General features: G+C 41.8%; 25 protein-coding genes. 1 reads left to right on the top strand and 24 read right to left on the bottom strand.

Going from position 1 to position 22,883, the window contains the following annotated elements; all coding sequences use genetic code 11:
• Window positions 1-353: 353 nt before the first annotated feature.
• The 9 genes from MUB35_RS17735 to MUB35_RS17695 all read right to left on the bottom strand — a co-directional run bounded on the left by MUB35_RS17735 (window position 354) and on the right by MUB35_RS17695 (window position 9,961).
• Window positions 354-959 carry a hypothetical protein gene (locus tag MUB35_RS17735; RefSeq protein WP_006567754.1) on the bottom strand — a complete coding sequence of 202 codons (606 nt, stop codon included), beginning with the start codon at window positions 957-959 and terminating at the stop codon, window positions 354-356.
• 33 nt (window positions 960-992) lie between these two features.
• Window positions 993-2,576, bottom strand: a complete 1,584-nt coding sequence (locus tag MUB35_RS17730; protein WP_006567755.1) for a recombinase family protein — start codon at window positions 2,574-2,576, stop codon at window positions 993-995.
• Between the two features lie 2 nt (window positions 2,577-2,578).
• A complete protein-coding gene (locus tag MUB35_RS17725; RefSeq protein ID WP_024739136.1) occupies window positions 2,579-4,237 on the bottom strand; it encodes a recombinase family protein in 1,659 nt (552 codons plus the stop codon).
• Window positions 4,230-5,915, bottom strand: a complete 1,686-nt coding sequence (locus MUB35_RS17720; protein WP_006567759.1) for a recombinase family protein — start codon at window positions 5,913-5,915, stop codon at window positions 4,230-4,232. The genes MUB35_RS17725 and MUB35_RS17720 overlap by 8 nt, the downstream gene beginning before the upstream one ends.
• 182 nt (window positions 5,916-6,097) lie before the next feature.
• Complete coding sequence (locus MUB35_RS17715; protein ID WP_006567760.1) at window positions 6,098-6,355, bottom strand: DUF6870 family protein; 258 nt, start codon at window positions 6,353-6,355, stop codon at window positions 6,098-6,100.
• 108 nt (window positions 6,356-6,463) lie between these two features.
• Window positions 6,464-6,826 carry a helix-turn-helix domain-containing protein gene (locus MUB35_RS17710; protein ID WP_006567761.1) on the bottom strand — a complete coding sequence of 121 codons (363 nt, stop codon included), beginning with the start codon at window positions 6,824-6,826 and terminating at the stop codon, window positions 6,464-6,466.
• Window positions 6,827-7,037: 211 nt separating this feature from the next.
• Window positions 7,038-7,409 carry a helix-turn-helix domain-containing protein gene (locus tag MUB35_RS17705; RefSeq protein ID WP_006567762.1) on the bottom strand — a complete coding sequence of 124 codons (372 nt, stop codon included), beginning with the start codon at window positions 7,407-7,409 and terminating at the stop codon, window positions 7,038-7,040.
• Between the two features lie 371 nt (window positions 7,410-7,780).
• Window positions 7,781-9,085: a group II intron reverse transcriptase/maturase gene (gene ltrA, locus MUB35_RS17700; RefSeq protein WP_024739147.1), complete on the bottom strand. Its 1,305-nt coding sequence runs from the start codon at window positions 9,083-9,085 to the stop codon at window positions 7,781-7,783.
• A gap of 549 nt (window positions 9,086-9,634) precedes the next feature.
• Window positions 9,635-9,961, bottom strand: a complete 327-nt coding sequence (locus tag MUB35_RS17695) for a helix-turn-helix domain-containing protein (protein ID WP_233458272.1) — start codon at window positions 9,959-9,961, stop codon at window positions 9,635-9,637.
• Between the two features lie 250 nt (window positions 9,962-10,211).
• On the opposite strand from MUB35_RS17695, the gene MUB35_RS17690 reads away from it, so the two are divergent.
• Entirely contained in the window at window positions 10,212-11,024 is an 813-nt protein-coding gene (locus tag MUB35_RS17690) for a hypothetical protein (protein WP_008724765.1), read from the top strand.
• 164 nt (window positions 11,025-11,188) lie between these two features.
• Here MUB35_RS17690 and MUB35_RS17685 read toward each other — a convergent pair whose 3' ends face one another.
• The 15 genes from MUB35_RS17685 to MUB35_RS17615 form a co-directional block, all read right to left on the bottom strand.
• Window positions 11,189-12,106 (bottom strand): hypothetical protein, encoded by a 918-nt coding sequence (locus MUB35_RS17685; protein WP_008724762.1) that lies wholly within the window; start codon window positions 12,104-12,106, stop codon window positions 11,189-11,191.
• Window positions 12,107-12,287: 181 nt separating this feature from the next.
• The gene (locus MUB35_RS17680) at window positions 12,288-12,620 is read right to left on the bottom strand and encodes a helix-turn-helix domain-containing protein (RefSeq protein WP_006567768.1); all 333 of its coding nucleotides are present in this window, start codon (window positions 12,618-12,620) and stop codon (window positions 12,288-12,290) included.
• Window positions 12,621-13,130: 510 nt separating this feature from the next.
• Window positions 13,131-13,862 carry a hypothetical protein gene (locus MUB35_RS17675; protein WP_141709597.1) on the bottom strand — a complete coding sequence of 244 codons (732 nt, stop codon included), beginning with the start codon at window positions 13,860-13,862 and terminating at the stop codon, window positions 13,131-13,133.
• A gap of 6 nt (window positions 13,863-13,868) precedes the next feature.
• Window positions 13,869-14,270: a hypothetical protein gene (locus tag MUB35_RS17670; protein ID WP_006567770.1), complete on the bottom strand. Its 402-nt coding sequence runs from the start codon at window positions 14,268-14,270 to the stop codon at window positions 13,869-13,871.
• A gap of 3 nt (window positions 14,271-14,273) precedes the next feature.
• Window positions 14,274-14,891: a septation protein SpoVG family protein gene (locus MUB35_RS17665; RefSeq protein ID WP_006567771.1), complete on the bottom strand. Its 618-nt coding sequence runs from the start codon at window positions 14,889-14,891 to the stop codon at window positions 14,274-14,276.
• A 32-nt stretch (window positions 14,892-14,923) separates the two neighbouring features.
• A complete protein-coding gene (locus tag MUB35_RS17660; RefSeq protein ID WP_155858395.1) occupies window positions 14,924-15,586 on the bottom strand; it encodes a hypothetical protein in 663 nt (220 codons plus the stop codon).
• A gap of 128 nt (window positions 15,587-15,714) precedes the next feature.
• On the bottom strand, window positions 15,715-17,685 hold the full coding sequence (locus MUB35_RS17655) for a recombinase family protein (RefSeq protein WP_006567773.1): 1,971 nt from the start codon (window positions 17,683-17,685) through the stop codon (window positions 15,715-15,717).
• Between the two features lie 54 nt (window positions 17,686-17,739).
• Window positions 17,740-17,931: a hypothetical protein gene (locus MUB35_RS17650; protein WP_002596259.1), complete on the bottom strand. Its 192-nt coding sequence runs from the start codon at window positions 17,929-17,931 to the stop codon at window positions 17,740-17,742.
• Between the two features lie 70 nt (window positions 17,932-18,001).
• Entirely contained in the window at window positions 18,002-18,232 is a 231-nt protein-coding gene (locus MUB35_RS17645; RefSeq protein ID WP_002596258.1) for a YdbC family protein, read from the bottom strand.
• A gap of 45 nt (window positions 18,233-18,277) precedes the next feature.
• A complete protein-coding gene (locus tag MUB35_RS17640; RefSeq protein WP_002596257.1) occupies window positions 18,278-19,132 on the bottom strand; it encodes a ParB/RepB/Spo0J family partition protein in 855 nt (284 codons plus the stop codon).
• 8 nt (window positions 19,133-19,140) lie between these two features.
• Window positions 19,141-20,106, bottom strand: coding sequence for a MobV family relaxase (gene mobV, locus MUB35_RS17635; protein ID WP_002596256.1), 966 nt, complete (start codon window positions 20,104-20,106; stop codon window positions 19,141-19,143).
• 6 nt (window positions 20,107-20,112) lie between these two features.
• Window positions 20,113-20,292 (bottom strand): hypothetical protein, encoded by a 180-nt coding sequence (locus MUB35_RS17630; protein ID WP_004613323.1) that lies wholly within the window; start codon window positions 20,290-20,292, stop codon window positions 20,113-20,115.
• Between the two features lie 330 nt (window positions 20,293-20,622).
• Window positions 20,623-21,654 carry an AAA family ATPase gene (locus MUB35_RS17625; protein ID WP_002596255.1) on the bottom strand — a complete coding sequence of 344 codons (1,032 nt, stop codon included), beginning with the start codon at window positions 21,652-21,654 and terminating at the stop codon, window positions 20,623-20,625.
• A gap of 155 nt (window positions 21,655-21,809) precedes the next feature.
• Window positions 21,810-22,283 (bottom strand): RNA polymerase sigma factor, encoded by a 474-nt coding sequence (locus MUB35_RS17620; RefSeq protein ID WP_002596254.1) that lies wholly within the window; start codon window positions 22,281-22,283, stop codon window positions 21,810-21,812.
• Window positions 22,284-22,359: 76 nt separating this feature from the next.
• Complete coding sequence (locus MUB35_RS17615; protein WP_002596253.1) at window positions 22,360-22,791, bottom strand: sigma-70 family RNA polymerase sigma factor; 432 nt, start codon at window positions 22,789-22,791, stop codon at window positions 22,360-22,362.
• Between the last annotated feature and the right edge of the window lie 92 nt (window positions 22,792-22,883).

The following is a 22,883-nucleotide window of genomic DNA, read 5'->3' as shown; positions in this document are numbered from 1 at the left end:
CTTTAATTTATTTTTCCTATCTAATCAAAGTATTTGCAGTTGCCAGTTTTTCCTCCCTTAACATAAGTTCTTTCCATACATCTACAAAGCCTTCCAAATTGTTTTTCGACAGCTTTTTCACCATCTGATTGATATAGTCCAGATATTCTACATGCATACAGCTTTTATTAATGCGGATCAATGTGAATGGATATCCCCAGGCCAGTAATTCATGTAGCTTTTTATAGCATTCCTGTACTACTTCTAAGTCACAGTTTTCATCAACATAGTTCAGAAAGAAAAAAACCGATAACCATGAGAAATATGCTCATAAGTTATCGGTTCTATGTTTTCAGGTGTTTATTCAGTAATATTTAGTCCACAAATACAGTTTCATTCACCCGTTTATTCAATGCATCAAATTGCTCCTTTGATATTATTGGCTCATAATTGCCTATATATCTCAACTCTTCTGAATATGATTTTGTTCTCGCCGTAACAACCCCTGCATAGTATACGGAGGCAGGCATTTTTCTCAATCTCTTTGCCCATATGCCTGCACTTCTCATTAGATTCCCCTGATTACTCCAATGTGATTCCACTTCTGTAAATGACAGCTCCATCACATTCTGTAAAGCAAGCAATGATATATCTTCTCCCGCCTGAAAGTATTGTTCCCGAAGTTCTATTTCTTTTCCCACCTGCCGGCAAATCCAACTATAGGGAATACTGTTTGCCGCCTCCTCGTAATTCAAGACAAGATGCTGTGTATCTTTTTTATAATCTATGAACTCCAATACCATGTATTCCGGCGGATTGTTCAGATAATCCATAACAAACTTTAAAGCAGACCTCACGCGAAAAGCTTCCATTTCCTCTACAACTAACTGCCTGTCCTTAATACGATAACCATAGGGTGCCTTTACGAACTCGGCCCTCTTTTTCATACGACTTTTCATACAATCCTTAATATTCTTCATATAGATTGTCCACTCCTTTTAATTTGAAAGTAATTAACTTGCTTTTCTCATACACAGCATATTAATTTCGTCCTGAAATTTAAAAACAACTTCAATATTATGATTCTTGTCTACCAACACTTTTTCAATAAAGGCATCAGCCAACTCCGGAGACAACGCCTCCTCATTTCTAAACTCATCGACCAATCGGGCAAAATCTGAATAGAATATGATATTTGCCTCATCATATTTTCGGATTCCTTCTTCCACCTTTTGAATTCCTGCCTCCAATGGAACAAGCTGTTCTGACAATTTCTGTTTTTTTATCAGATATTCTTCTCTGCTTACATGCCCTGCTCTGTAATCTTCATACAAGTTCATTTTCTTCTGCTTTATTTCTTCTGCCCTCTCCTGAAATCTTTCCATGATTGCATGGTAATCTGCCATATTATGATTCAAAGCCTTTAAGATTTTCTTTTTGCTGTCAGTAAATAATCTTAAATTGAATTGTATAACCGAAAACACTGCTTTTTCTAATACCGCTGTTTCAATAGGCGGAAAAGTACAATCCGACAATGGATTTTCACGCTTAGCCAAACAATAGTAAAAGTCATTATCTTCATGATATCTGCGCCTGCTTAATGCTGAACCGCAATGTACACAATACACATTTTTATATAATGCTGATACTCTGCGCCTCGGTCCACTTTTGCAACCACTTTTAGCAGCCCTCTCATCCAGCCACTCATTCACCCTGTTAAACTGCTCTTCTCTGATAATTTTCGGCTGTCTGTTTGGAACAAGAATTTGGTCCGCCTTATTCACTGCCCGTGTTCCTTTTGTCCCCAATACACAAGCCTCTTCCTTATGACGTACTGAATATCCCAAATAAGCTTTATTCCTTGCAATCTTTTTCAGTGTTGTTTTATTCCAGATAGAACTGGTCTTACATAATTTGGCATTGTATTTTTTAGCCAAATAAACGCTCGGCGGATCAATTCCTTTTTCAGCCAGGAACTTAATTATAAACTTATAACTTTTTTTCTGGTCTAATAGATCCATAATTATTTGTAGTACATATGCCGCCTCCCAATCCACCTCATATTCACGGTCAGCTGTATACCGATATCCATAAAGAGGTACTGGGCCGTTATGCTTTCCTTGAAGAGCCTCCTCCATCTTAATTCTCTTCTGAGTGGTAGACGCCTGAATTGGAACTAACCCATTAATCAAATTCTTGAATTTGGCTTCAAAATCTATACCATATTGATAATCTTTGCTGTCATAATCATCATTAATCGCAATATAGCGTACTTCCAAAAAAGGAAATATCTTTTCTAAATAATTGACGGTATCTATGGTGTCCCTGCCAAGTCTGGAGAAATCCTTCGTTGCTATTACTATCATATTTCCATATAAAGAACGGACTCTGCTCATCATATTCTGAAAATTAGGTCGGTTAAAATTACTGCCAGTGTAGCCATCATCAATAAATTCTTCTACTTGATAATCATGAAATTCACTGTGTTCCTCCTTGAATCGGTTAAGCAATCTTCTTTGGTTTGTAATGCTGCAGCTTTCATCGTCTCCATCTTCCCTGGAAAGACGTTCATAAAAAAGCAGAAATTTTTTCTTCATCCTCACACCGCCTTTGCAATCAAATCCATGCTGAATATATCTTCAAATTTGAAGATAACTTCCATGGAGGTTTTGTCTATAATTTTGATTTCCGAAATCAATTCATCAATAATCTCCGCTGTCACGCAGAGATTTCCCTGCTTGTCCATCAATGCAGAAAGCCATTTGTTCTTTAAAGAATATCTCCTGACCATATCATTTGACTCTATAATCAAACTCCCTTTTAGTGCCCTCAGTTCATCAACCTTCTCCATATTCTGTCTTTTAAATTCTATGTACTCTCTTTTATCCAGAATCTGATCTACATAATCTTCGTATAATTGTTGCTGCCTCACTAAAAGGCTCTGGATTTCCCGGTCAATGTCAGCAATCTGATTCTGGTATTCCCGTTTCAATTTGGTTATAAAAGAGTCCTTTTTATATGCTTTTTTCTCCTTCATTGCTATACTGACCCACTTATCTAAGAGGACCGTAACAGCTTTTAATACTGCTTTTTCATTGATAAATTTGTTCTTGCAATGATTAGGTGCTACATCATGTCCAGGACAATGATATTCAATACCTATTCCCTGCTTTGTATGATACCTGCTTTGTGACATATGCCTTCCGCAAACTCCACATACGAGCTTCCCTGCGAATAATCCATATTTCTTATCAATTTCTCTGGTAAAGCTATTCACCCAGATTTTCTGTGCGTTCTTTTGGGCCCTGTCATAAATTGCCTGCTTTATGATACGGGGTAGAGCATCCTCTTCAATATTCCATTCCTGCCGCGGCACCCTTTTTAATTTTTTTCCTTTATAATAGCTTTGTTCTGTTTTATGGGTAACCAAACAGCCAATATAAACGGGGTTCTGAATGATACTAGAAATGAAATTGCCCAGCCACAGATACTTTTCCGGGTTCTTTTCTACCTTTTCTGCTTTTCCATGTTTTATCAAGTGATAGGCTTTCGGCGAGGGAATATTCTCCCTATTCAATATTTGGGCAATCTTATAGTATGAATATCCTTCCAGCACAAACATGTTAAATATACGGACAACAACAGAGGCAGCTTCCGGGTCAATCACGAGTATTTTACTATTGGCTTTTGAACGCTCAAATCCATATGGCGGCCTCGCTCCCCAGAACTCCCCATTGCCTCTGGCCAGTTCATGGGCCTGGGTAAGTTTTTTGGAAGAGATACGGGCGTAATATTCATTTGCCAGATGTTTAATCACATAAACCATTCGTTCTTTGCTGCATTGTGGATCTGCACTGTCATATCCATCGTCTATGCTGATGAAACGAACATCTAATTCCGGGAATACTACATCTAACAGCTCCAGCGCTTCCAAATAGTTTCTTCCAAATCTGCTAAAATCCTTAACGATTACTGCATTGATTTTTCCAGACTTAATATCTTTGAGCAGTTCAGAAAAGCCCGGACGATTAAATGTAGTGCCCGAAACACCATTATCGCAGTATTCACCGGTCAGAATACTTCCTGACAGATTCCTGCTTATAAATTCCCCGTTTCTCTGCAGCTGATGACTAATGGAATCATCGTTTTTTATTTTATTGCTTCTAACCGATAAGCGTGCATAAGATCCAAATCTGTATTCTCTAAGTGAGAAAATAACTTGTTCTTCAACCAGATTCCTTCTGCTTTTTCTAGCCACACATGACACCGCCTTCCCCTAAGCTTTCCAGGAATGTTTCCATTTTCTGGTTAGGCAATTCTGTACAAATCTGTCTGATTTTTGCTATGACCTTTCTAAATTCATCTTTAAACCAGAACGTAATTTCCAGATTTCCCTTTTCGGAGACTTGAATACTCTTTATACAACTAACTACCAGCCTCCGGTCAAGTTCCTTTACCTGACCGAATTGCAAAAAATGATCAATCCATGCATTCTTACCACAGATATTCCGAAATATATTATCATTTTCTACCTTTTGCTGCTCAATCAGCTTTTCCAGTTCAGTACAACGGCTTGAATACTGTTTTTTCAGCTGAAGGTATTCCTCTCTTGTCAGCAGCTCGTCCTGATAGTCACCGTATAATGAGGCAGCTAATTTCATATTCCTCTGGTAATCCTTTTTTAACATTTCCATCCGAGAGCTTTCCTTCTGTACCCTGCGGTCCGAAAATGGTATTGTATCAACATATGACAAGATTGATTTTAAATCAGTAAGAACAGAAATATGGTATTGTATCAGCAGAAGAATGTTTTTTTTCAACTTTGATTCTGAAACCCTGTGAGGCGAACATGTCCTGCTATTCTCCCTGTTGGTAGAGCACACATAATATCCATATTCCTTTCCACCTGCTTTCGTGGATTTGCGTACAAGTGATTGATGGCAGTCTATACATTCCAGTAGCCCAGAAAAAAGATATACGGTTTCCTGACCAGGCGCTGTCCGCGTATCATGCTCTAACAAGTGATTGACAATCATAAAATCAATCCAGCTCACAAGGGGAGGCATTGCCCCCTCTACGACAGCCCACTCCTCTTCGCTTTTGTAGATTATTTTCTTTACTTTAAAGTTCGGAGTAGTGGTTTTTCCTTGTATCAGTATTCCCAGGTAAGCGGTATTATTAAGAATTCTTCCTACAGCTACGGCAGTCCAATGGCTACGTTCATATTTTTTAAATGTTGTCCTGTACCGGACCCCCTGTGATACTTTATAGTCTGCCGGCGGCAAAATACCAAGGCTGTCAAGCCGTGTTGCGATGGCATCCTGACTTAAACCACAGAGTTTCCAGCGAAAGATATCCCGCACCACCTCCGAAGCGATAGGGTCAAGAATCAACCTGTGATGATCATTTGGATCTTTTTGATAGCCATAATACGCGTATGCCCCGACAAAAAGTCCCTGCTCACGCATAGCCTTTAATGTATTTCGGATACTGATACTTGTATTTGCCGGATAGCTTTCATTTAACAGACTTTTAATGGGTAATGTTAGAAAATCCTCTTTGCAGGATTCGGCTTCACTGTCATAGTTATCATCAATCGCAATAAAACGGACGCCCCACTCCGGGAATCTACGCTGTACATACCGCAATACTTCCGTAAAATCTCTGCCCAAACGACTCAGATCTTTTACGATAATACAGTCAATCTCCCCACTTTTAATCAGATTCAGGATTTTCTTGAAACCGGGGCGATTGAAGTTTGTACCAGTATACCCATCATCGACTGCTTCACCGATGATTTGGATTTCCTGTTGTCCGCCACAATAACGCTGTACTATGACTCTTTGATTTTTAATGCTGTCGCTTTCAATCTGATCGCCATCCTCCACGGATAAGCGCAGATAAGCATAAGCACGATAGATATGATTTTTACGCATAAAAACAGCTCCTAACCACTTATTAGTTAGCGCATGAACCCTGGGTCATACATCAAATAAGTAGCAGGAACCTGCTTAAATGTTTAGTTCTATTCCGCTTTTATTTTACCATGATTCATTCCAGTTGTCCACACCTATCTAACCATTTATCACCTTCTTTTTTTCTCTTTTGCGAATCTCAATCAACACTCTGCTTTTTCTATCAAATTTTCAATTATGTCGGATAAGGTCCTGCCCGTACTTGAATAAGATACCTTTATCTTCATGTCCCCCACGCGGAACAGGTAGGGATTTACTCCTTCGTCCAGTATTTTTCTCATTCTCTTCTCACATGGTAAAGAGGTATCTATTTTTACACTATTCAAATCCACCAGCGTATCAATATCAACCTCATCCAACTTTATCTGTTGGAAAGCATCCAGCTCTTCAATCGTAAGCATTTCTCTATACCTCCCGGGACAATGATTTTCTTTACATCTTCTTAACGATATTTCACAAACGCCAAAAGTGTCATACTCAATACAGACCTTATGAAATGGTTGTATCTATCATCTCCCGGTTCCATCACGAAGGGTAAATCCGGCTTTATTCATGTTTTCTTTAATACAAGCAGCAGTCTCCAGTAAAAAACTCGCTTCTCTCCCTGAACAGCCTTTTATGATATTTATAAAGGCCAATATGTACTGTTCCTTCGTGTCACCAATATCTGAAGATTCTATCAATACAGGGTATACGTTCAATGCCTCCAATACATTCAAGTAGGATTCCATACTTAAATTTCTCAAACCGTTTTCAACTTTACTCATATGATTTGCAGACACCCCTGCCCGTTCTGCAAGCTTCTCTATTGTATATCCTCTTTCTTCTCTTAAAGTACGAATGTTTTGAGCAATATTAAAATTGTTAACCATCTTCGTACCATACTCCTTTTTAAGTTTGAATGTATTTTACATGATGATTTCCTGTTTGAGAACGGACTGTAAAGACCAATATCATCCAATTCTAGCGTATAATTTGCCATTTCAGATTTTCCGACATAAATCCAGAAAAAAAGAACTGCCTGTAGATGGCAGCTCTCTTACAAAACATATTCTATTTTCAACTAATGCCGTAAATTTATACTCACGCAACTTTATCATCATTGTCATTATTTGAAAGGGCTATTTTGCTTAAACTGCCTTTCATCGACTCAATTGTGTCTAAGTAAAACTGAAGTTCCAACTCCGGACATTCCTTTAAGATACATAAGAAACGTGACAATAGTTCTATGCTCTTTTCCGTCCCATCTGCTTCAGATACCAAAACAGGAACAACCTCTAAAGCTTCCAGTATTTTTATATATGTTTTCATGCCGATTGTCCTGGAGCCAGATTCTACCTTACTCAGATGGCTATGTGATATTCCGGCCAATTCGGCCAGGGCTTCCTGGGTCAGACCTCTTTCTTCGCGTGCCCTTCTAATGTTCTCTGTTATTGAACATGTATGATCCTTCATATGTTTGTCTCCTGTTTACCGTTTATCGAGTGTCCCCATACTACGATTTTTCATCGCAATACACGTTTAAAATTATTACCTATCATTTTTTCACTTTCATCTCGCAAGCCCATTCACATTGATTTAAAATGCTGCCATCACACCACCAGTAGCTCTCTATAATCAGCGCGACTCCTCCACTCAACGGTTTACCATAAAAATATGTGCTATTATAGAGCATGCCTTTTTCTATGTCAACATTTTTTGATTTAATAGACATTTTTTCTCGTTTACTCGAACCATATCCCATCGAATAGAGTAGAGAAATAACAGCGAGTGTTATTTCCCTCTCATTGAACCGTACGTACGGGTCTCGTATACGGCTCTACAACCTATATTCCAACATTTCTTAGATAATAGTTTAAAGGATTGAGCAGTCCTGCTCCGTCCTTTATTCTTGTTTCCAGTACTTCCGGACTGATTATATAATTAACAACATTCATTCCGCTTCGTCTATACCAACCGAGCCTTGAGTTTGCTACCTTATATATGGCTTCATGGTCAAATCCACACTTATATTTCTGGTTTAAATAGCACAGATTTTTGTATATTCTCTTAGGCACTTTCCATTGTTTTAGAACAATCACCCTCATCTTGTGCCTTAGCCATGCTCCAAACTCTTCCATAAATTGTTTCATCATTCCGATTCTGAAATAATTAATCCACCCTCTCGCTATTTCATTCACTCGTTTTATTGTTTCAGCCAGCGGTCGTGCAATCGCTTTATTTCTTTTAAGGTATTCACTTAGCTTCTGTTTCAGTTTCTTTTTCTTTCCTGTTGTGGGTTTTACTTTCCATTCCCCTCCATGTTTGAGAAAAGTGAAGCCAAGATACTTACTTCTTGTTGGTCTGACTACTTTCGTTTTTGTAACATTAACTTTTAGGAACAGCTTTCTTTCTATCCATTCTGTTATGGATTTCATTACTCTGTTGGCTGCTTTTTCACTTTTAGTGAATACTATTGTGTCATCTGCGTACCTCGTAAACCGAAGTCCCCTTTGTTCCAGTTCCTTATCTAATTTATCAAGATATACGTTTGACAGCACAACAGACAGGGGACCACCTTGTGGCACTCCGCTTATTGCTGCTTTTTCCAGCCCTTTTTCCATTGCTCCTGCTTTCAGATATTTCCGAATCAGGTGCAATGTGGTACTGTCATTCACTTGCTCTCTAAGAATTTGAATTAATTTGTCATGATTTACTTTATCAAAGAATTGCTCTATATCTATGTCTATCACCCATTCATATCCCTCGTTCAGATACTCCAGTGCTTGTTTTATGGCATCATGACAACTTCTTCCAGGTCTGAAACCATAGCTAAATTCACTGAATATTTCTTCATAAATATCTATAATTGGCTGAGCAATCGCTTGTTGTATTACTCTATCTAAAACCGTTGGAATCCCCAATGGCCTCATTTTTCCATTATCTTTCGGAATATAAACTCTTCGTACTGGTTTGGGCATATAGGTTCGGTTTCTGATTGATTGAACAATTTCGTCTTTGTTTCCTTTGATGTATGCACCAAGTTCCCCGACTTTCATTCCGTCAACTCCACCTGCCCCTTTATTCGCTGCTACTTTCTTATAAGCTCTGTTTAGATTTTCCTTTGATGTAATCACATCTATTAATTCCATTGTTGTTACTCCTCTTATTATCACAAAATTTATGCACATCACCCCTCTCGATCCAGACAGTATTCCTCGGTTACGTTCCTACTTTTCCAGTCCATCTGATTTCTGGCTAATGCATCATTCTTTTAATAACGATTCGTACTATAAATCGTTTCAGTCCTTCGGCTTTTACCCCTACTATGACTTCATCTGACTCCCTCCCCAAACCTTTTTCGACCATATCTTACGATATGTGGGTAGGGTCTCCCAAGGTAAGACACTAATCTTTCATTCCACAACCTCTTGATTTACAACTTCGGTTTACGTTTACCATTTGGGCTTCGGCTTGGTTTGCAGCCTTCCCCACCTAATCGCCTTATCAAGTTTCTGTTCGTAGGCTCAAGAACTTTGCTACACCACTTCCTCCATCTATATCATTACTGATACCGACTTGTGATTCGCTACACTTGGCGGTAAAAACCCGTGGCTGGACTTTCACCAGCAAGATTAGTGCCATGCTTGGCACACAAAACAAGAGACATCTCAAAGATCAGAGATGCCTCTTGTCCAGCTTTAACTTTCTGTTTCTATCTTTTCTAAGCTTAAATAAGCGTCCAAAATACAAAGCATCACCCGCTTTTGCTCTGGCGTTAATTGATATATACGTTCCAGCAATTCCTTATCAGCATTATCCTCCGTATATCCAAACAGATAATTGGGGGATGTACCTAAAACATCACATATAATGAATAAAAGCGAAACGCTGGGAAGCTTATTGCCAGCTTCCAACTGCCTGATATATCCATGGTTTACATGACACCTTTCAGCCAATTCCTGGTATGACAATTTGCATTCTTTTCTTTTACCTCTCAACTTAGCACCGAATTCTTTTGGGTCCACATCACACCTCACCATCTATATGCATATTACCATTAGCTACTTTTGTTATCTTCTAGTATAATTCCACTTTCCCCTCCGCAACAGTCCACCAAAATATGACACATGTTATATCTCAGTTTCATTTGTATATAAAAAGATTGTCTATTTCAGGGAACATTTGTAGATTAGTTTTACTAGACATCCATATGAATAAACGTTATCTTATAGATACGAAAATAAACTTTTAGATAACATTTCGGAGGAAAATACTATGAGGCTGGCTTCAAAATTTTTAACAGCACTAGAAGGTAATTTCGATTCTTCCCAGGTCGAGAAGGCGTTCTTTGAAACAAATCAACTTTTTCTATCGCAAAGTGATGTAAGTGATGAAGATATCTCTGATTTACTGGATGTTTGTAAAGAATTCTTTCCTTTACCCTATCTTACTGAAGACAAACAGTATGAGCAACTTTGGGCCCGGCTTGAACCTGCATACTATCGGCATATAAAAGAATGGGAACAATTCACTCAGGCTATAGCGCGCTGCCGAAAAAAGCGCAAACTAAAACGGCTCTGTATTGCTTCTCTTGTTAGTATTCTTTTTATTATTACTTTTGTATTGCTTATTGTACACCGTCCAGTTTCCAAATCCGAATGCTGGATTTGTTCGGGTAAACTCCAATCGTATATCTCGTATGAGTCTGCATTTGGTGTAATAAACTTAAACTCACGATCCGTTAGTACTATTCCAAAAGGAAGTTGGGAGGGAAATCATAGTGTCACAATCACCTCTTCCGAGAACGGAACTATGATTATAACCTCACCCATTACCTCCGAGAGCTATCGTGCAGATATATATATGCAGGCTGACTCCCAGCCAGATGAATCTCTTATATCAAAATATCTATGTACGGATTGTGTAAAGATATGGAGTGAGAACAAATACGATGTACTTCTCATGGACGCATCAGGTACACCTTTTCCTATATCTGATAGTATGGAACTTGCTTTGCCACCATATACAGTCACTGCGTCTTCCAAAAGTACAGAATGCATCCGCATTACCTTTGAGAAAACGAAATAAAATACGAGCTTTTTACGTAAGATACATACACAAAAGAAAACGCCACATGAACATAGTGAAGTGTTCATGCGGCGTTTGCCAAAGTAACAATTTACATCATTTTGTCCGGACACCCACCCTAAAATTTATTTTAATTTATTGCATTAAAAGATTGTTGTATTTTTTCACATCATATCCGTTTCCGATTCGATAAATGGAGGGATTTCTGATTTAAGAAAACCGTCCCAAAAATCATGATTTAACTTTAAGTGTTTCATAACCTTTGCTTTTATAAAAGAATTGTTCATAAAATATGAATAAATGTCTTCTTTAGTAACTTCCTTTATTACAGTTAATTTATTTGTGACCCACCAATCACCGCTATATTGAACACAATGTCCCTCTGCTTTCACTTGAAAAAGTCTTATTGCAGATAATGATCCTCTTTTATAGTTTTTTATGGATTCTAAATATTCCGTTCTGCCTGGACACAATGCTACGCCCTCTATTGTTGTACAAAAATGTAAATAGCAATCCTGAAAATCTGTAACATATGGATTTCTTACTTTTACTATACATGGTATATTGAGTCGATATTCACAGCCTTTTGTTTTCAAACGCCCATTTATTTCAGGTATAGCCTTATATCCATACATTGGTTTTGATAATTCCAGATTTCCAACATCAACATCATCACAATCATGAATCACTTTTATTATTTTAATATCACATAAACGTATCTTAATTTCTTTATCCACCACAGAATGAAAACCATCTGGTTCTTGCTGTTCACGCCTTAAAATAAGTTCATGTTTTGTTATTTCCACTGGAAAGGCTATTATATCCATATTATTCTTTAAATATATTTTAAAAACATAAAGTCTTACATTACTATATATTTTTATTTCATTTATATAAATTCTATTCATTTTACAATAATCGTGGATTAAACACAGGAAGTCGCTTTCATATGGTAACATTGTCATGTTATTCTGTATATTTCTTGTCTGGAGAATCATGTGCTTCTCCCTGTTTCTTTCCCATATTTCAAATTCGACTATCATTAATATTTCCTTAACATATTTTTTTATCTCATCTATCAAATTAACCCTCCACAAAAAAGCTATTATTTAGACTTTTATGTTACTTGTTATTTCGTAATTTGTCAAACTTTGGCTCGTTCCATTAACAAAACAAAATGCAAAAGGGAGCCGCAATAACGCGCTCCCTTTAATAATCATCAACCAATTACTTGAGAATATTCTAAATATACAGAGACACAGATTATGCCTCCTCACCCTTTTTCTTTTCTTCATAAGTTATATAAGCGTCCAGCATACATATCATTGTGTTTTTTTGTTCTGGACTAAGCTTATACAGGCGATTTAATAGTTGCTTATCATCGCCTGCTTCTGCATATTCCAAGAGGTAATTGGGGGACGTTTCCAACTCATCACACAGGCTCAATAACAATGGCATACTGGGAACCTTTTTCCCGCTTTCCAATTGTCGGATATAGCCGTCATGTACATGACATAGATCAGCCAATTGCTGGCTTGTCAATCCACACTGTTTACGTTTTTCCCTGATTTTCCTACCTAATCTCTTGGTATTCATTTAATCCCACCATTCACTAATAGTTACATTTGTTATAATTTAGTATACAATCCGGTTCTTCAAATATACAGACCACCATTTTATTACATGCATTAACTTTTAGTTACAAACAACAGTAAAAGAACAATCTAAAAGCACAAACTATCAGCCCTGTTTTCAGCGGATTTTATTGTTACATTCCGCTGCCTGCCCAAAATTCCACATATCTGTATGCATTACTGTCTATTATGGTTCCATAATCTCCCAGTGTATAACCATAGAGACGCAGGGCACATGTCCTTCTGGTGTCTATCAGGTCATAATTGTAACTATTTGCATAAAAAGGGGGTTTTGAATTAACGCCTGCAAGATAGCTGGTATATACTTGATTAATTCTGCTATACGCACAATATCCCTTCTGGGAATCCCTCCTGTATCAGTGCCTCATATCTAGTTTGATTGATTACTTTTTTGTTATCCACCACTTATTCCTCCATATTCCATCTGCTTATTCTAAATCATTTCTGCGCATTATCGAATTTTCTTTTCTCCTGGCCGGATAATATCTGGAATCTGTAGTTTTAACCGCTCCGCAAACTCCATTGCGCTAACAAACTCCGTTTTTTCATAGTCTACAAGTTTTTCTGGCAGATTATAAATTTCTGTATCAGCATAATAATATAATCCCCGCAAGGTTCCAGCATCATATCCGAAATCCTCCGGCTTATATTCCGCCATACTTTGCAGACAATTCAATGGCCAGCATTCAACCTTTTCATCCTCATCATCTGCAAAAATATAGTCTTTGCCGTCCTGATCAAGCCGCAGAAAATAGATTATATCCTCTGATAAGGCAGAGATAATAAGAGAGTGGCAGCCATCATCCTCAAAACCATAAATTTCTCCTGATACCATCTTATTTATGGAGATATCCTCTATCAATTCCATTTGTTGGACAATATTCTGGATAGTCTTTAGCATTTCGTAATCTTCAGATATAGATTTTGAAAATATCTCACCCAATTCCGCACTACCAAGGTCGTTTCCAATTATTTTTCCATTGTAATCAATGTTGCCTGCGTTTGGTTCTTCAATTGCACCGCCAGATTTCCGGTAAGGAAGAGTATAAAACCAGCGCCCTTCTTTTATGGTTTCTCCATATATGACTGAACCGGCAAATTCGTGTTCAAATGACACCGCCACTTCCCGGCATCTTCCTTTCAATGTCCAGCCTACATGTTCCATGTTTATTTCTATGCTCACCACCTCCTATTGATAGATTAATGTCTGTTCTTCGACTTGAATATCACGATCTGTCTGGATAACCTCACACGCCCGTCCTTCAATCTCTTCCCAGCTCAACCCGGTAAAATTATGAATGCAGGTAATTAGGGAACTTCCCTGTTCCATGTACAGATACTCCTTTGTACCGGCATCAAAAAACATATAAAAATCAAAATCCGGTTCAAAGCTGTCGTCCTCATCATCTTCATATTTTTCATACCAGACACCGCTATGTATTTGCAAGCCAAGTTCCTGGATAACCAAGTGTTTTTTGTCCAGCCAGACCTGATGTTCCTCATCCGTTTCAAAAAGGAAGTTCTCGCCATCCCATTCTTCCTCTTCCAATTCCTCCAGACGGCCTATTGTAGTATTGATTTTCTTCTCCATAAGTCACCTCGCTTTTTCCTTTGCAGAGCGCAGTTTTTCCCTATTCTGCTCAAACTGGCTCATAATATCTCCCTGCAGCCTGTCATGAAAATCCTTTGTCACTGGATAGCAGATATCCTGATATTCCGCCTTTCCTTCAACCATGCGTCGCTGGGAAGGCATAGCCACAAAGTTATTTCCTGCAAAGGATCGTTTGACAGAAATCTGATTAACTACAAATACATCACCAATCACAAGTCTGGCATATGCCTTAGTGGTATTGGACAAATCTCTGTTGTTTACTACCTGAACATAATAGTCAAAATCTTCCTCCCCATAAGTGAGGTCAACTTCGTTTTTCCCTCCCATACGTTCCTGGTACGCCTCCAGAATTTCTCCCCTTAATGCGGTACTGAAATCCGTAGTTTTTGGAAAAAACACATCACTGTATATCGGCTTATTCTGTTCATCTTTTTCCCCCGTTGGATACTGCGGCATACTCACATAAAGATTCCCTGATCTTCCCTCCCTGATAGTGATACCGGTTACTTTAAATCTGTCACCGAACGTTACCGCAGCAAATGCCCTCAGTTTTTTATCTTTCTCTGTTGATACCTCATAAATATTTACTGTATATTTCATAATTTAGTCTCCTTCTACTTTTTTAATGAATTCTATCTGGACATCGCCGGTTCCGGGAGTTCCTCTGTTACCACCAGTTCTTCTCCCTCATCTTTTATCTCCAGCTCGTTATTGATTTCCTGCTGGCGGATTAGTTTTTGTTTCAACTCCGATTCATAGGGGAATTCTTTATTAAACTCCCTTTTAGATTCCTCCATATTTCTTTTGTACTCTTCCAGTTTTTCTTTATGTGCGGCAACTCTCTTTTCCAAACTCCCCAACAGGTTCTCCATACGGACCATATTTCCGGAAGCACTGCTGCTCATATCTGCCGAATAAGTCAGTTCCCCACTCAGCTTTATGATACAGTCAGAATACTTTTTTTCTACCACTACATCAAACCCCTTATAGCTGCCCACCGTCCTGCTTTCCATACTTTCAAGGGAATGTGCCATCTCTAAGATAACGCTGCCCGCCGCCTCACGTTCATCATATCTAAGGCCGTTCAGAGTAACGAAAAAGTCCGGCTCCATACAGAGTGCCTGGTCACGTTTCCTGATATCTTTTTCCATAGCATACAATCGGTTCTCAGTCTTCTTAATCAATTCTGGATATTTGAAAAGGAAATTATCCTGATGGACATAGCGCTGGCTCTCATAGCTTGCCTTCAAGACCTGCAGACGCGAAACTTCCGTGTCTACCTCGGTTTTTTCCATAATCATAGGATTCCCAGACGCAATTGCCTTGATTTCCGCAAAGGATAAAATGGTTTCGTCTACGTCCTGACATTCCCTTTCAACCGTTTTGTCTGTCATTATCTGGCTGATAAACCTCTGCTTATTTTCTACAATCCCCCAGAGGTAACTGTCAAATGTCTTTTTCGTGATATAGCGGTATATATTGACTTCTTCATTATCATTTCCCTGGCGTATGATACGCCCTTCCCTCTGCTCAATATCAGTCGGTCATTTTTTGCGGACAGTTCAATACATGCCTGTCTGTTTCGCTCCCTGCTCCTGCGTTTGCTCTCGTTTGATTTCTCCCTCTGTATCTTCTTGGCACAAGCAGGACAATACTTCGATATGCCAGAGCGGGGAACATATTCAACACCGCACACCGTACAATTCTTAGGCTTTAACGCAGTCCACCGCTTTGTCGGTGTGATATGTAATTCACCGACAAAGCCGATGAATTTATAATAAATCTTGATTTCCTGCCGCACCATTCCGTCTGTAAGTTTCTCACGTTCCGAAACAAGTATCTTGTCTATAAGTGCGTTTATGATGGTTGCGTCCAGTTCCTTAATGCCTTGATAGTTGCGGATTAGGGAGAGGAAATCACGGACACCCTGCGTCTTCTCATAGCTGTCGCTGAGCGTTTCCGTTACCTCTTTCAGCCTTGCTTCAATTTCAAGCTGTTCTTTCTGGTATTTTCCCGACATCATCTCAAAATTCCGCTCGGTAATACGCTCCATCACCTTATCTTCATAGAGTGAGGAAAACAGCCTGTCCAGTTCTGCAAGGCGTTTGTTCAGTTTTCTTTGCTCCTTTTCCAGTGCCTTTGCCTTGCTCTGGTCTGTTTCCGTGAGCCGCTTTTCAATCGCCCTCACTGCCTTTTCATCATTGACTGCCATATCCGCAAATCGGTTGATGTCGGTGAGGACAGCGTTGAACAAGTCCCTCGCTTCAATGCTGTGTGCGGTACACATGATATTACCGTATCTGCCATAATTATTGCAGGAATATTGTACGCAGTCGATGATGTCGGGGCGTTTCCTCCTGTTGGCACTCATAGCCCGCATCGCATAGCCGCAGTCCGCACACTTAATAACGCCTGCAAAGATGTTCTCAAAGCCGCCCTTGTTTTCTGGTAATCTGCGGCTTGTAATAAGCTGCTGTACGGTATCAAATTCCTCCTGCGTGACTATCCCCTCATGGGTGTCTGGTATCACTTCCCATTCTTCGGGCAGCTTAGAGGGGCGTTTCTTGCTTTTCATGTTGGCGGCAATCCGCTTGTAGCCTGCAAGGTTTCCCGCATATATCGGGCTTCTTAAAATGCCCCTTACGCTGTTCTCGCTCCAAATATAACGGTTCTCCTCATTCTCCTCAAAATACCTCTCATAGCCTGTTGCCCCCTGCTCCGCCGCATAAGCGGCGGGGCGTAAGATATGCTGTTTGTTGATGTGCTTGCGGATTTTGGCGATTCCGTTGCCCGCTAACGCAAGGTCAAATATTTCCCTTACCACATGGGCAACTTTGTCATCTATCAGCAGATGGTTGTGGTCGGCGGGGTCTTTGACGTAACCGTATGGTGCTGTCGTCCCCATGAATTTCCCCTGCTGAAACCTCGCTCGGTACGCCGATTTTATCTTGACCGACACATCGGCGGAATACATTTCGTTTAGGATGTTGCGGAAAGGCGTGATGTCCATAGCGGATTTATTGAGCGTGTCCACGCCGTCATTGACCGCTATATACCTCACATTATGCTCTGGGAAAAACACTTCCAGATACAGTCCGCAATCAAGATAGTTCCTCCCCAGACGAGATAAATCTTTCGTGATAACGCAGTTTATCAGACCGCTTTCAATGTCCTTAATCATGTTCTGGAAACTTGGTCTTTGGAAATTTGTACCAGAGTAACCGTCGTCCACATACGTTTTTGCTAAGTGCCATCCCTGCTTTTTCACATAATCCGTGAGGATGGATTTCTGTGTCGCAATGCTCGCACTCTCGTTATCCGTGCCATCGTCTTTTGACAAGCGGCAGTACATGCCGACTTCATAAATCTTGTTCTCCATTCTTATTCCTGCCATACTGTAAAACCTCCATATCTGTCCTATCTGTTTTCATGTTCCATTGCGTACATTCTAAGCGGACAGCCCCTCATTGTCGAAGGTGTCGCCCTCGGCAATCTTCTTCCGAATATCCTCGGAAATAATCGGGATAAACGCTTCTGTGACTGTCTGCGTGCCGACATATTCACGGCTGATTATCATCTGAACTGGTGCTTTCGGCACGATACGCTTTCTCTTTTTATCTGCTTTCTTATCCTCGCCCATACTTAAATCTTCCTTTCCAGACAGGGCAGGAGAACGTCTGGAAACGCCCCGCCCTGTCAATCAGATACCATCAATCCCCGCTGTTTACTTCTTTCTGTAATGCTTCAAGGAGTGCTGCTGCTTCATCAGCGTTCAACGTGATACCCTTTCCGCACTTCTCACGGTTCGGGGAAAAGCTGCGGATGTCATATTTCGGCTCTCTTCCGTTCCATGAGATAAGATTGATTTCTTTTGTGTAGCCGCTGTCGCCCTTAGACAATACGGCGATTTCCTTTACAATCTCATACTGGATTTCTTTCATTCTTCATACCTCAATTTTCTGCATTTACCTCCCGAAAAGAGAAGATTAGCGGCTGTCCCTGCCCCGTTTCCTCTGCAATTCACGCTCCAAAAGTTTAATGATGGTTTCCTCCATCTGCTTCGGCGTTGTGTTCTTCGGAAAATACTTTTTCAGCTTGCTTGTGTTGATTTTCAAGGTTTCTTTCTGGTTTCCCTTTTCCTCCGTCATAATTGCAAATATCGTATCCATGTCAAGCCGCCCGCTCTGGCTTAGGCTTTTCATCCGCTGTGCCTGTGAGAGTGAGGGCGTTGCTTCTTCGCTCTCCATCGTGGCAAAGAGGTTTTCCTGCTCGTCTTTCTTCAAAAAGGACAGTTCCACCGCAGGCGTGAGGGCGATTTTCCCCTCGTCCACCATCCGCAAAATCGGCGGTATCAGTTCCGTCAAACGGATAAATCTTTGTACGGTCATCCTGCCTACGCCGAAGCCCTGTGCCACCTTGTCGTCCGTCCGCAACTTCGTCACAACTTGTGACGAGGTTAAGTCTGTGCGGAAACCCTGCCGCTTCATGGCTTCGGATTTCATCTTGTAGGCAAACGCCCGCTCTGATGGCAGGATATTCTCACGCTGTAAATTACTGTCTACAAGGGTGATGATGGCTCGGTCACGGTCTAAGGGCAGGACAAACGCAGGCACGGTATTTATCCCTGCAAGTTCAGACGCACGGACACGCCGCTGCCCTGCAATCACTTCATAGCCGTTCCCGTCCTCTTTCGGGCGTGTGATTATCGGCGTGACAATGCCAAATTCCTTGATGCTTTCCGCTAATTCTGACAGCGTTTCATCCTCTGCCACATGAAACGGATTGTCGGGAAACGGGTACAAGTCTTTGGTCTTTAACACCTTAAAATCCTGTTTCTTCATTCACATATCTACCTTTCTTTCGCTCTGCTTTTATGGTTTTTCTGCAATTCTTCCAACACTTCGGGCGGTATCTTTGAGAGCAGCCGCCCCATCTGCTCGTTGGTTCTCTGCAACTCAAATATCTTCTGGTTCGCTTTCTGCACCTTTAGTTCCTGCTCATACTTTTCATCACGCATACGCCCCGCATAGTCTGATTCCTGCCCGATTTGCTCCTTTAGGCTATTGATATAGGCACTCTGCTTACTGATTTCCTTTGAGAATTTCTCCACGTCTGGGAGCCATGCCGCAATCAGTTCCAGAGCCTTGTCACGCTTCTTCCCTGCATTAAAGGCGTTGATGTCGGACAGTGCAGACACAATTTCCTCATACTGTTTATCAAGCCTGCCGCCCAACTTATAGAGCCATGTGGGGACATGTTTCCGCTTCGTTTCCATTGAGGACTGACCTCTTTCAAGCTGATTCCACCGTGAGGACATCCGCTCATGGTAGGCGGTCTGCCATTCGGACAGGCTCTTTTGATTGCCTAAAATTGTTTTGGCAGACAGCTTATTGTCTGGTGTAATCGGCACAAAACAGAGGTGCATATGCGGCGTTCTCTCGTCCATGTGGACGACTGCGGAGAGGATATTTTTCTCCCCGACACGCTCTGAAATGAAATCCAGAGCCATCGTAAAATACGCTTTCTGTTCTTTGGGCGGCAGGCTGTTCATAAATTCTGGCGAAGCCGTGATAAGCGTTTCCACCATCATCACGCTATCTTTCCTCGTCCTGCACCCTGCTTCGGCTACCATGCGGTTAATCTCTTTCTTGTAGGTGTACCTCGGCGGATTCACAAGATGGTAGTTATCTTTCGAGCGTTCCATATCTATATCTGGATTGCTTTTATAGGCTTCTTTTTTACGCTCGTTGTGGCGTTCGCAAGCCGCAACGCCGCCCGCTTTGCGTTTCTGGAAACGCAGGATTGCATAGGGCATAATTCATCATCTTCCTTTCTTCGGCGGGTAAACTGCCCTTTGGGTGACAGCGGTGACGGCGGTGACAGCAGTTTTGGGATACCCCCTACCGACTGCCTCAACTGTCACCCTTATTCCCTGCATGACGGTCATGTCGATGATGACGGTGTTTTTGGAATACCCCCTCGCAAGAGCCGTCACCGTCATGCTGCCATTCTTTTATCCGAAGCGTGGAGCGTAGGATAAGCAGGGCGTAAGACCTGCCATAAGGGAGTCCAGAGGGAACGTCTGGCACACGACTTTGCAGGGCAAAGTGTAGTGTGTTACACCCTGTAAACGCAGTCGGAAAAATCGGAAGGATTTTTCTGACCGCAGGGGTGGTTTTACACGCCGAAAAGGGCGGGTAAATCCTACGCCTGCACTTTGCGTTTACGGGGTGTTCTCCCGCAGGGATGACAGCGGCAGGGTATCCTAAAATCACTGTCACCGCCGTCACCGCTGTCACCCGCAGGGCAGAGTCGCCAGCTTTACACGGCTTTAAGCGTCAATGACAGTAACAGGGGGTATCCCAATATCGCTGTCACCACCGTCACCGCTGTCACCCGCCCGCTTTGCAAGCGAAATCTGCCTGCCGTGTTTTTTGCGGCTGTACTGATAAACGATATGGTTCTCATTTAAAAATGTGGTGCGGTATTCATTGAGCCATTTCGTAATCACCGTGGGTATGGTTTCCGTTTCCCTCATAGCGGCTAACAGCTCCGTTGCCGTGCCTGCCCATTCTTCCTTATCCCTCATAAAATCCACCAACCGAAAAAGGACGTCTGGTATCGTTTCTTTCGCAAGCTGCTCCTGCGTTTTTCTCTCCACAAGTTCCCAACTGCAATCACGGAAACGCAGCGTGTATTCCTGATAGGGCGTGTCCCTGCCCGTCACATACAGCTTGGCGGTGTCGGATGCCCGTTTCTCCTTTTCCAGAACAAAGGTAGCGTCCGCACTCCCCGTTAAGCCTGTCGTCCCAGACACCTTGTTGAACACATCGCTGTCATTCTGCTTTCGGATGTGGTGTACGACAATGACCGCCAATGAATGCCTGTCGGCAAAGTCTTTGATTAGTGAGATGTCCCCATAGTCGCTTGCGTAGGCATTGTCTTTTGAAGCTGTACGGACTTTCTGCAAAGTGTCAATGACAATAAGCCTGCTGTTTGGGTAATCTTTCAGATAATCTTCAAGCTGCACGATAAGACCGTCTGACAGCTTGCAGCTTGCCACGGCAAAGTGAAGCCGCCTGCTCGCTTCGTTCGTCAATCGGAACAGCCTGTCCTGTATACGGCAGAACGTGTCCTCAAGGCAGAGGTAAAGCACGTCGCCCTCCATTGTCGGCATATCCCACAAGGGAAGTCCCTGCGACACGCATAAACATAGCTTCAGCATGAGCCAGCTCTTTCCTATCTTCTGTGAGCCGCAGAACAGCGACAAGCCTGTGGGGATAAGGCTGTCCACCACAAAGGACGGCTTCTCAAGCGGTTCATAAAGGAGCGTTTCGGCGTTGACTGTCTGTAACTTCTGCATGGCTTTCCTCCTTTCGGGCGGTGTTTTTGTTTTCGTTGCACATAGGCGTTGACCTCCTTAAAAATAGATTTACTCCCACGAAGAAAAAGTGAGAGTATGTAATGCCGCCAATCCCACACAAATAAAAAACAGATTTCTTTTTCGGGCGGTGTCGGTCACGGTTGGAGATACTTCCTCATTTCCGCCTTTACTTTCTCCTTTGCAATCGCAACAGATTTCTGTATTGCCGAAGCGGTGCAATGCTCCATAGCGGCGATTTGGTAAAAATTGAACTCATACTCGTAGTAGAGCAGGAAACGCCGCCTTTGTATCTCTGGCAGTCCGTCAACCGCCTTACAGAGCAGTTCTGCCCGTTCTGCCTCAATCATTTGTTCCTCTATGCTCTTAGGCAGCTTCAACGCCCGCCTGTTCAGCGTTTCGTCCCATACTTCCGAAAACTCCCTGTGCCGCTCGTCCCATTGGAGGAGATTCCTGTTCCTGCGTTCCATCTGCCGAAACTCCATAAAGAACTGTTCCGACACTTCCAACTCGTGGGATTTGCCCTGCCCGTCCTTAAAGCTGATAAAATACCTTGTGCCGCTTTCCGTGGATTCCTCCCGAAGCGTGTACGCCTTAACTCTGTATGCCATCCCGCTTGCCTCCTGCAAAAAATAAGTGAGGGGATTTCCATCCCTCACCCAGTAGCCCGCAGGACGGCAGGCTGTTTTAGACGCTATAAAATTTTCGTAGCTTCTTCCGCAGATGGTCTAACCTCGCATAGATGGCACCAGTCGTCAAATGCACGAGCGGGGCAATCTCCTTTGTGGAATACCCCTGCATTTTCAGCAGGACGATTTTCAAGGTACGCCCGTCCACCGCGACTAATACTTGATAGAGATTTTCGCTCTCAATCTCGTCCAGTAACTCCGCAACCGTACCCACTTCCGTCTGCCGCTCCCTGTCTGCCATGTCCTCAAGGTATTCCGCAATGTCATTCGTCCATCGGTAAAACCGCCTGTTGGAATTGAAGTCTGCCCTGTCCGCAATGCGTATCTGCTCAATGGTCGCTTCATCAACGCCGCACTCACGCAGCAGCTTTTCCTCCGCTTCTTTCCAGATACGCCATTTCCTGTCCTCCCGTCCGTGGTTATATGCCATGCTTCTTTTCCTCCAATCAGAATTGATTGAGAGGGCAGAGAAAAACCCCCTCATTTTCCCAAAGGAAAAAACAAGGGGGCTGAACGCCTTAA

Source organism: Blautia sp. NSJ-175, from assembly GCF_022867815.1.
In the GTDB taxonomy this organism is placed as follows: domain Bacteria; phylum Bacillota; class Clostridia; order Lachnospirales; family Lachnospiraceae; genus Blautia; species Blautia celeris.
The sequence above is the reverse complement of the archived record's forward strand: the minus strand, read 5'-3'. Positions and strand labels throughout refer to the sequence as shown.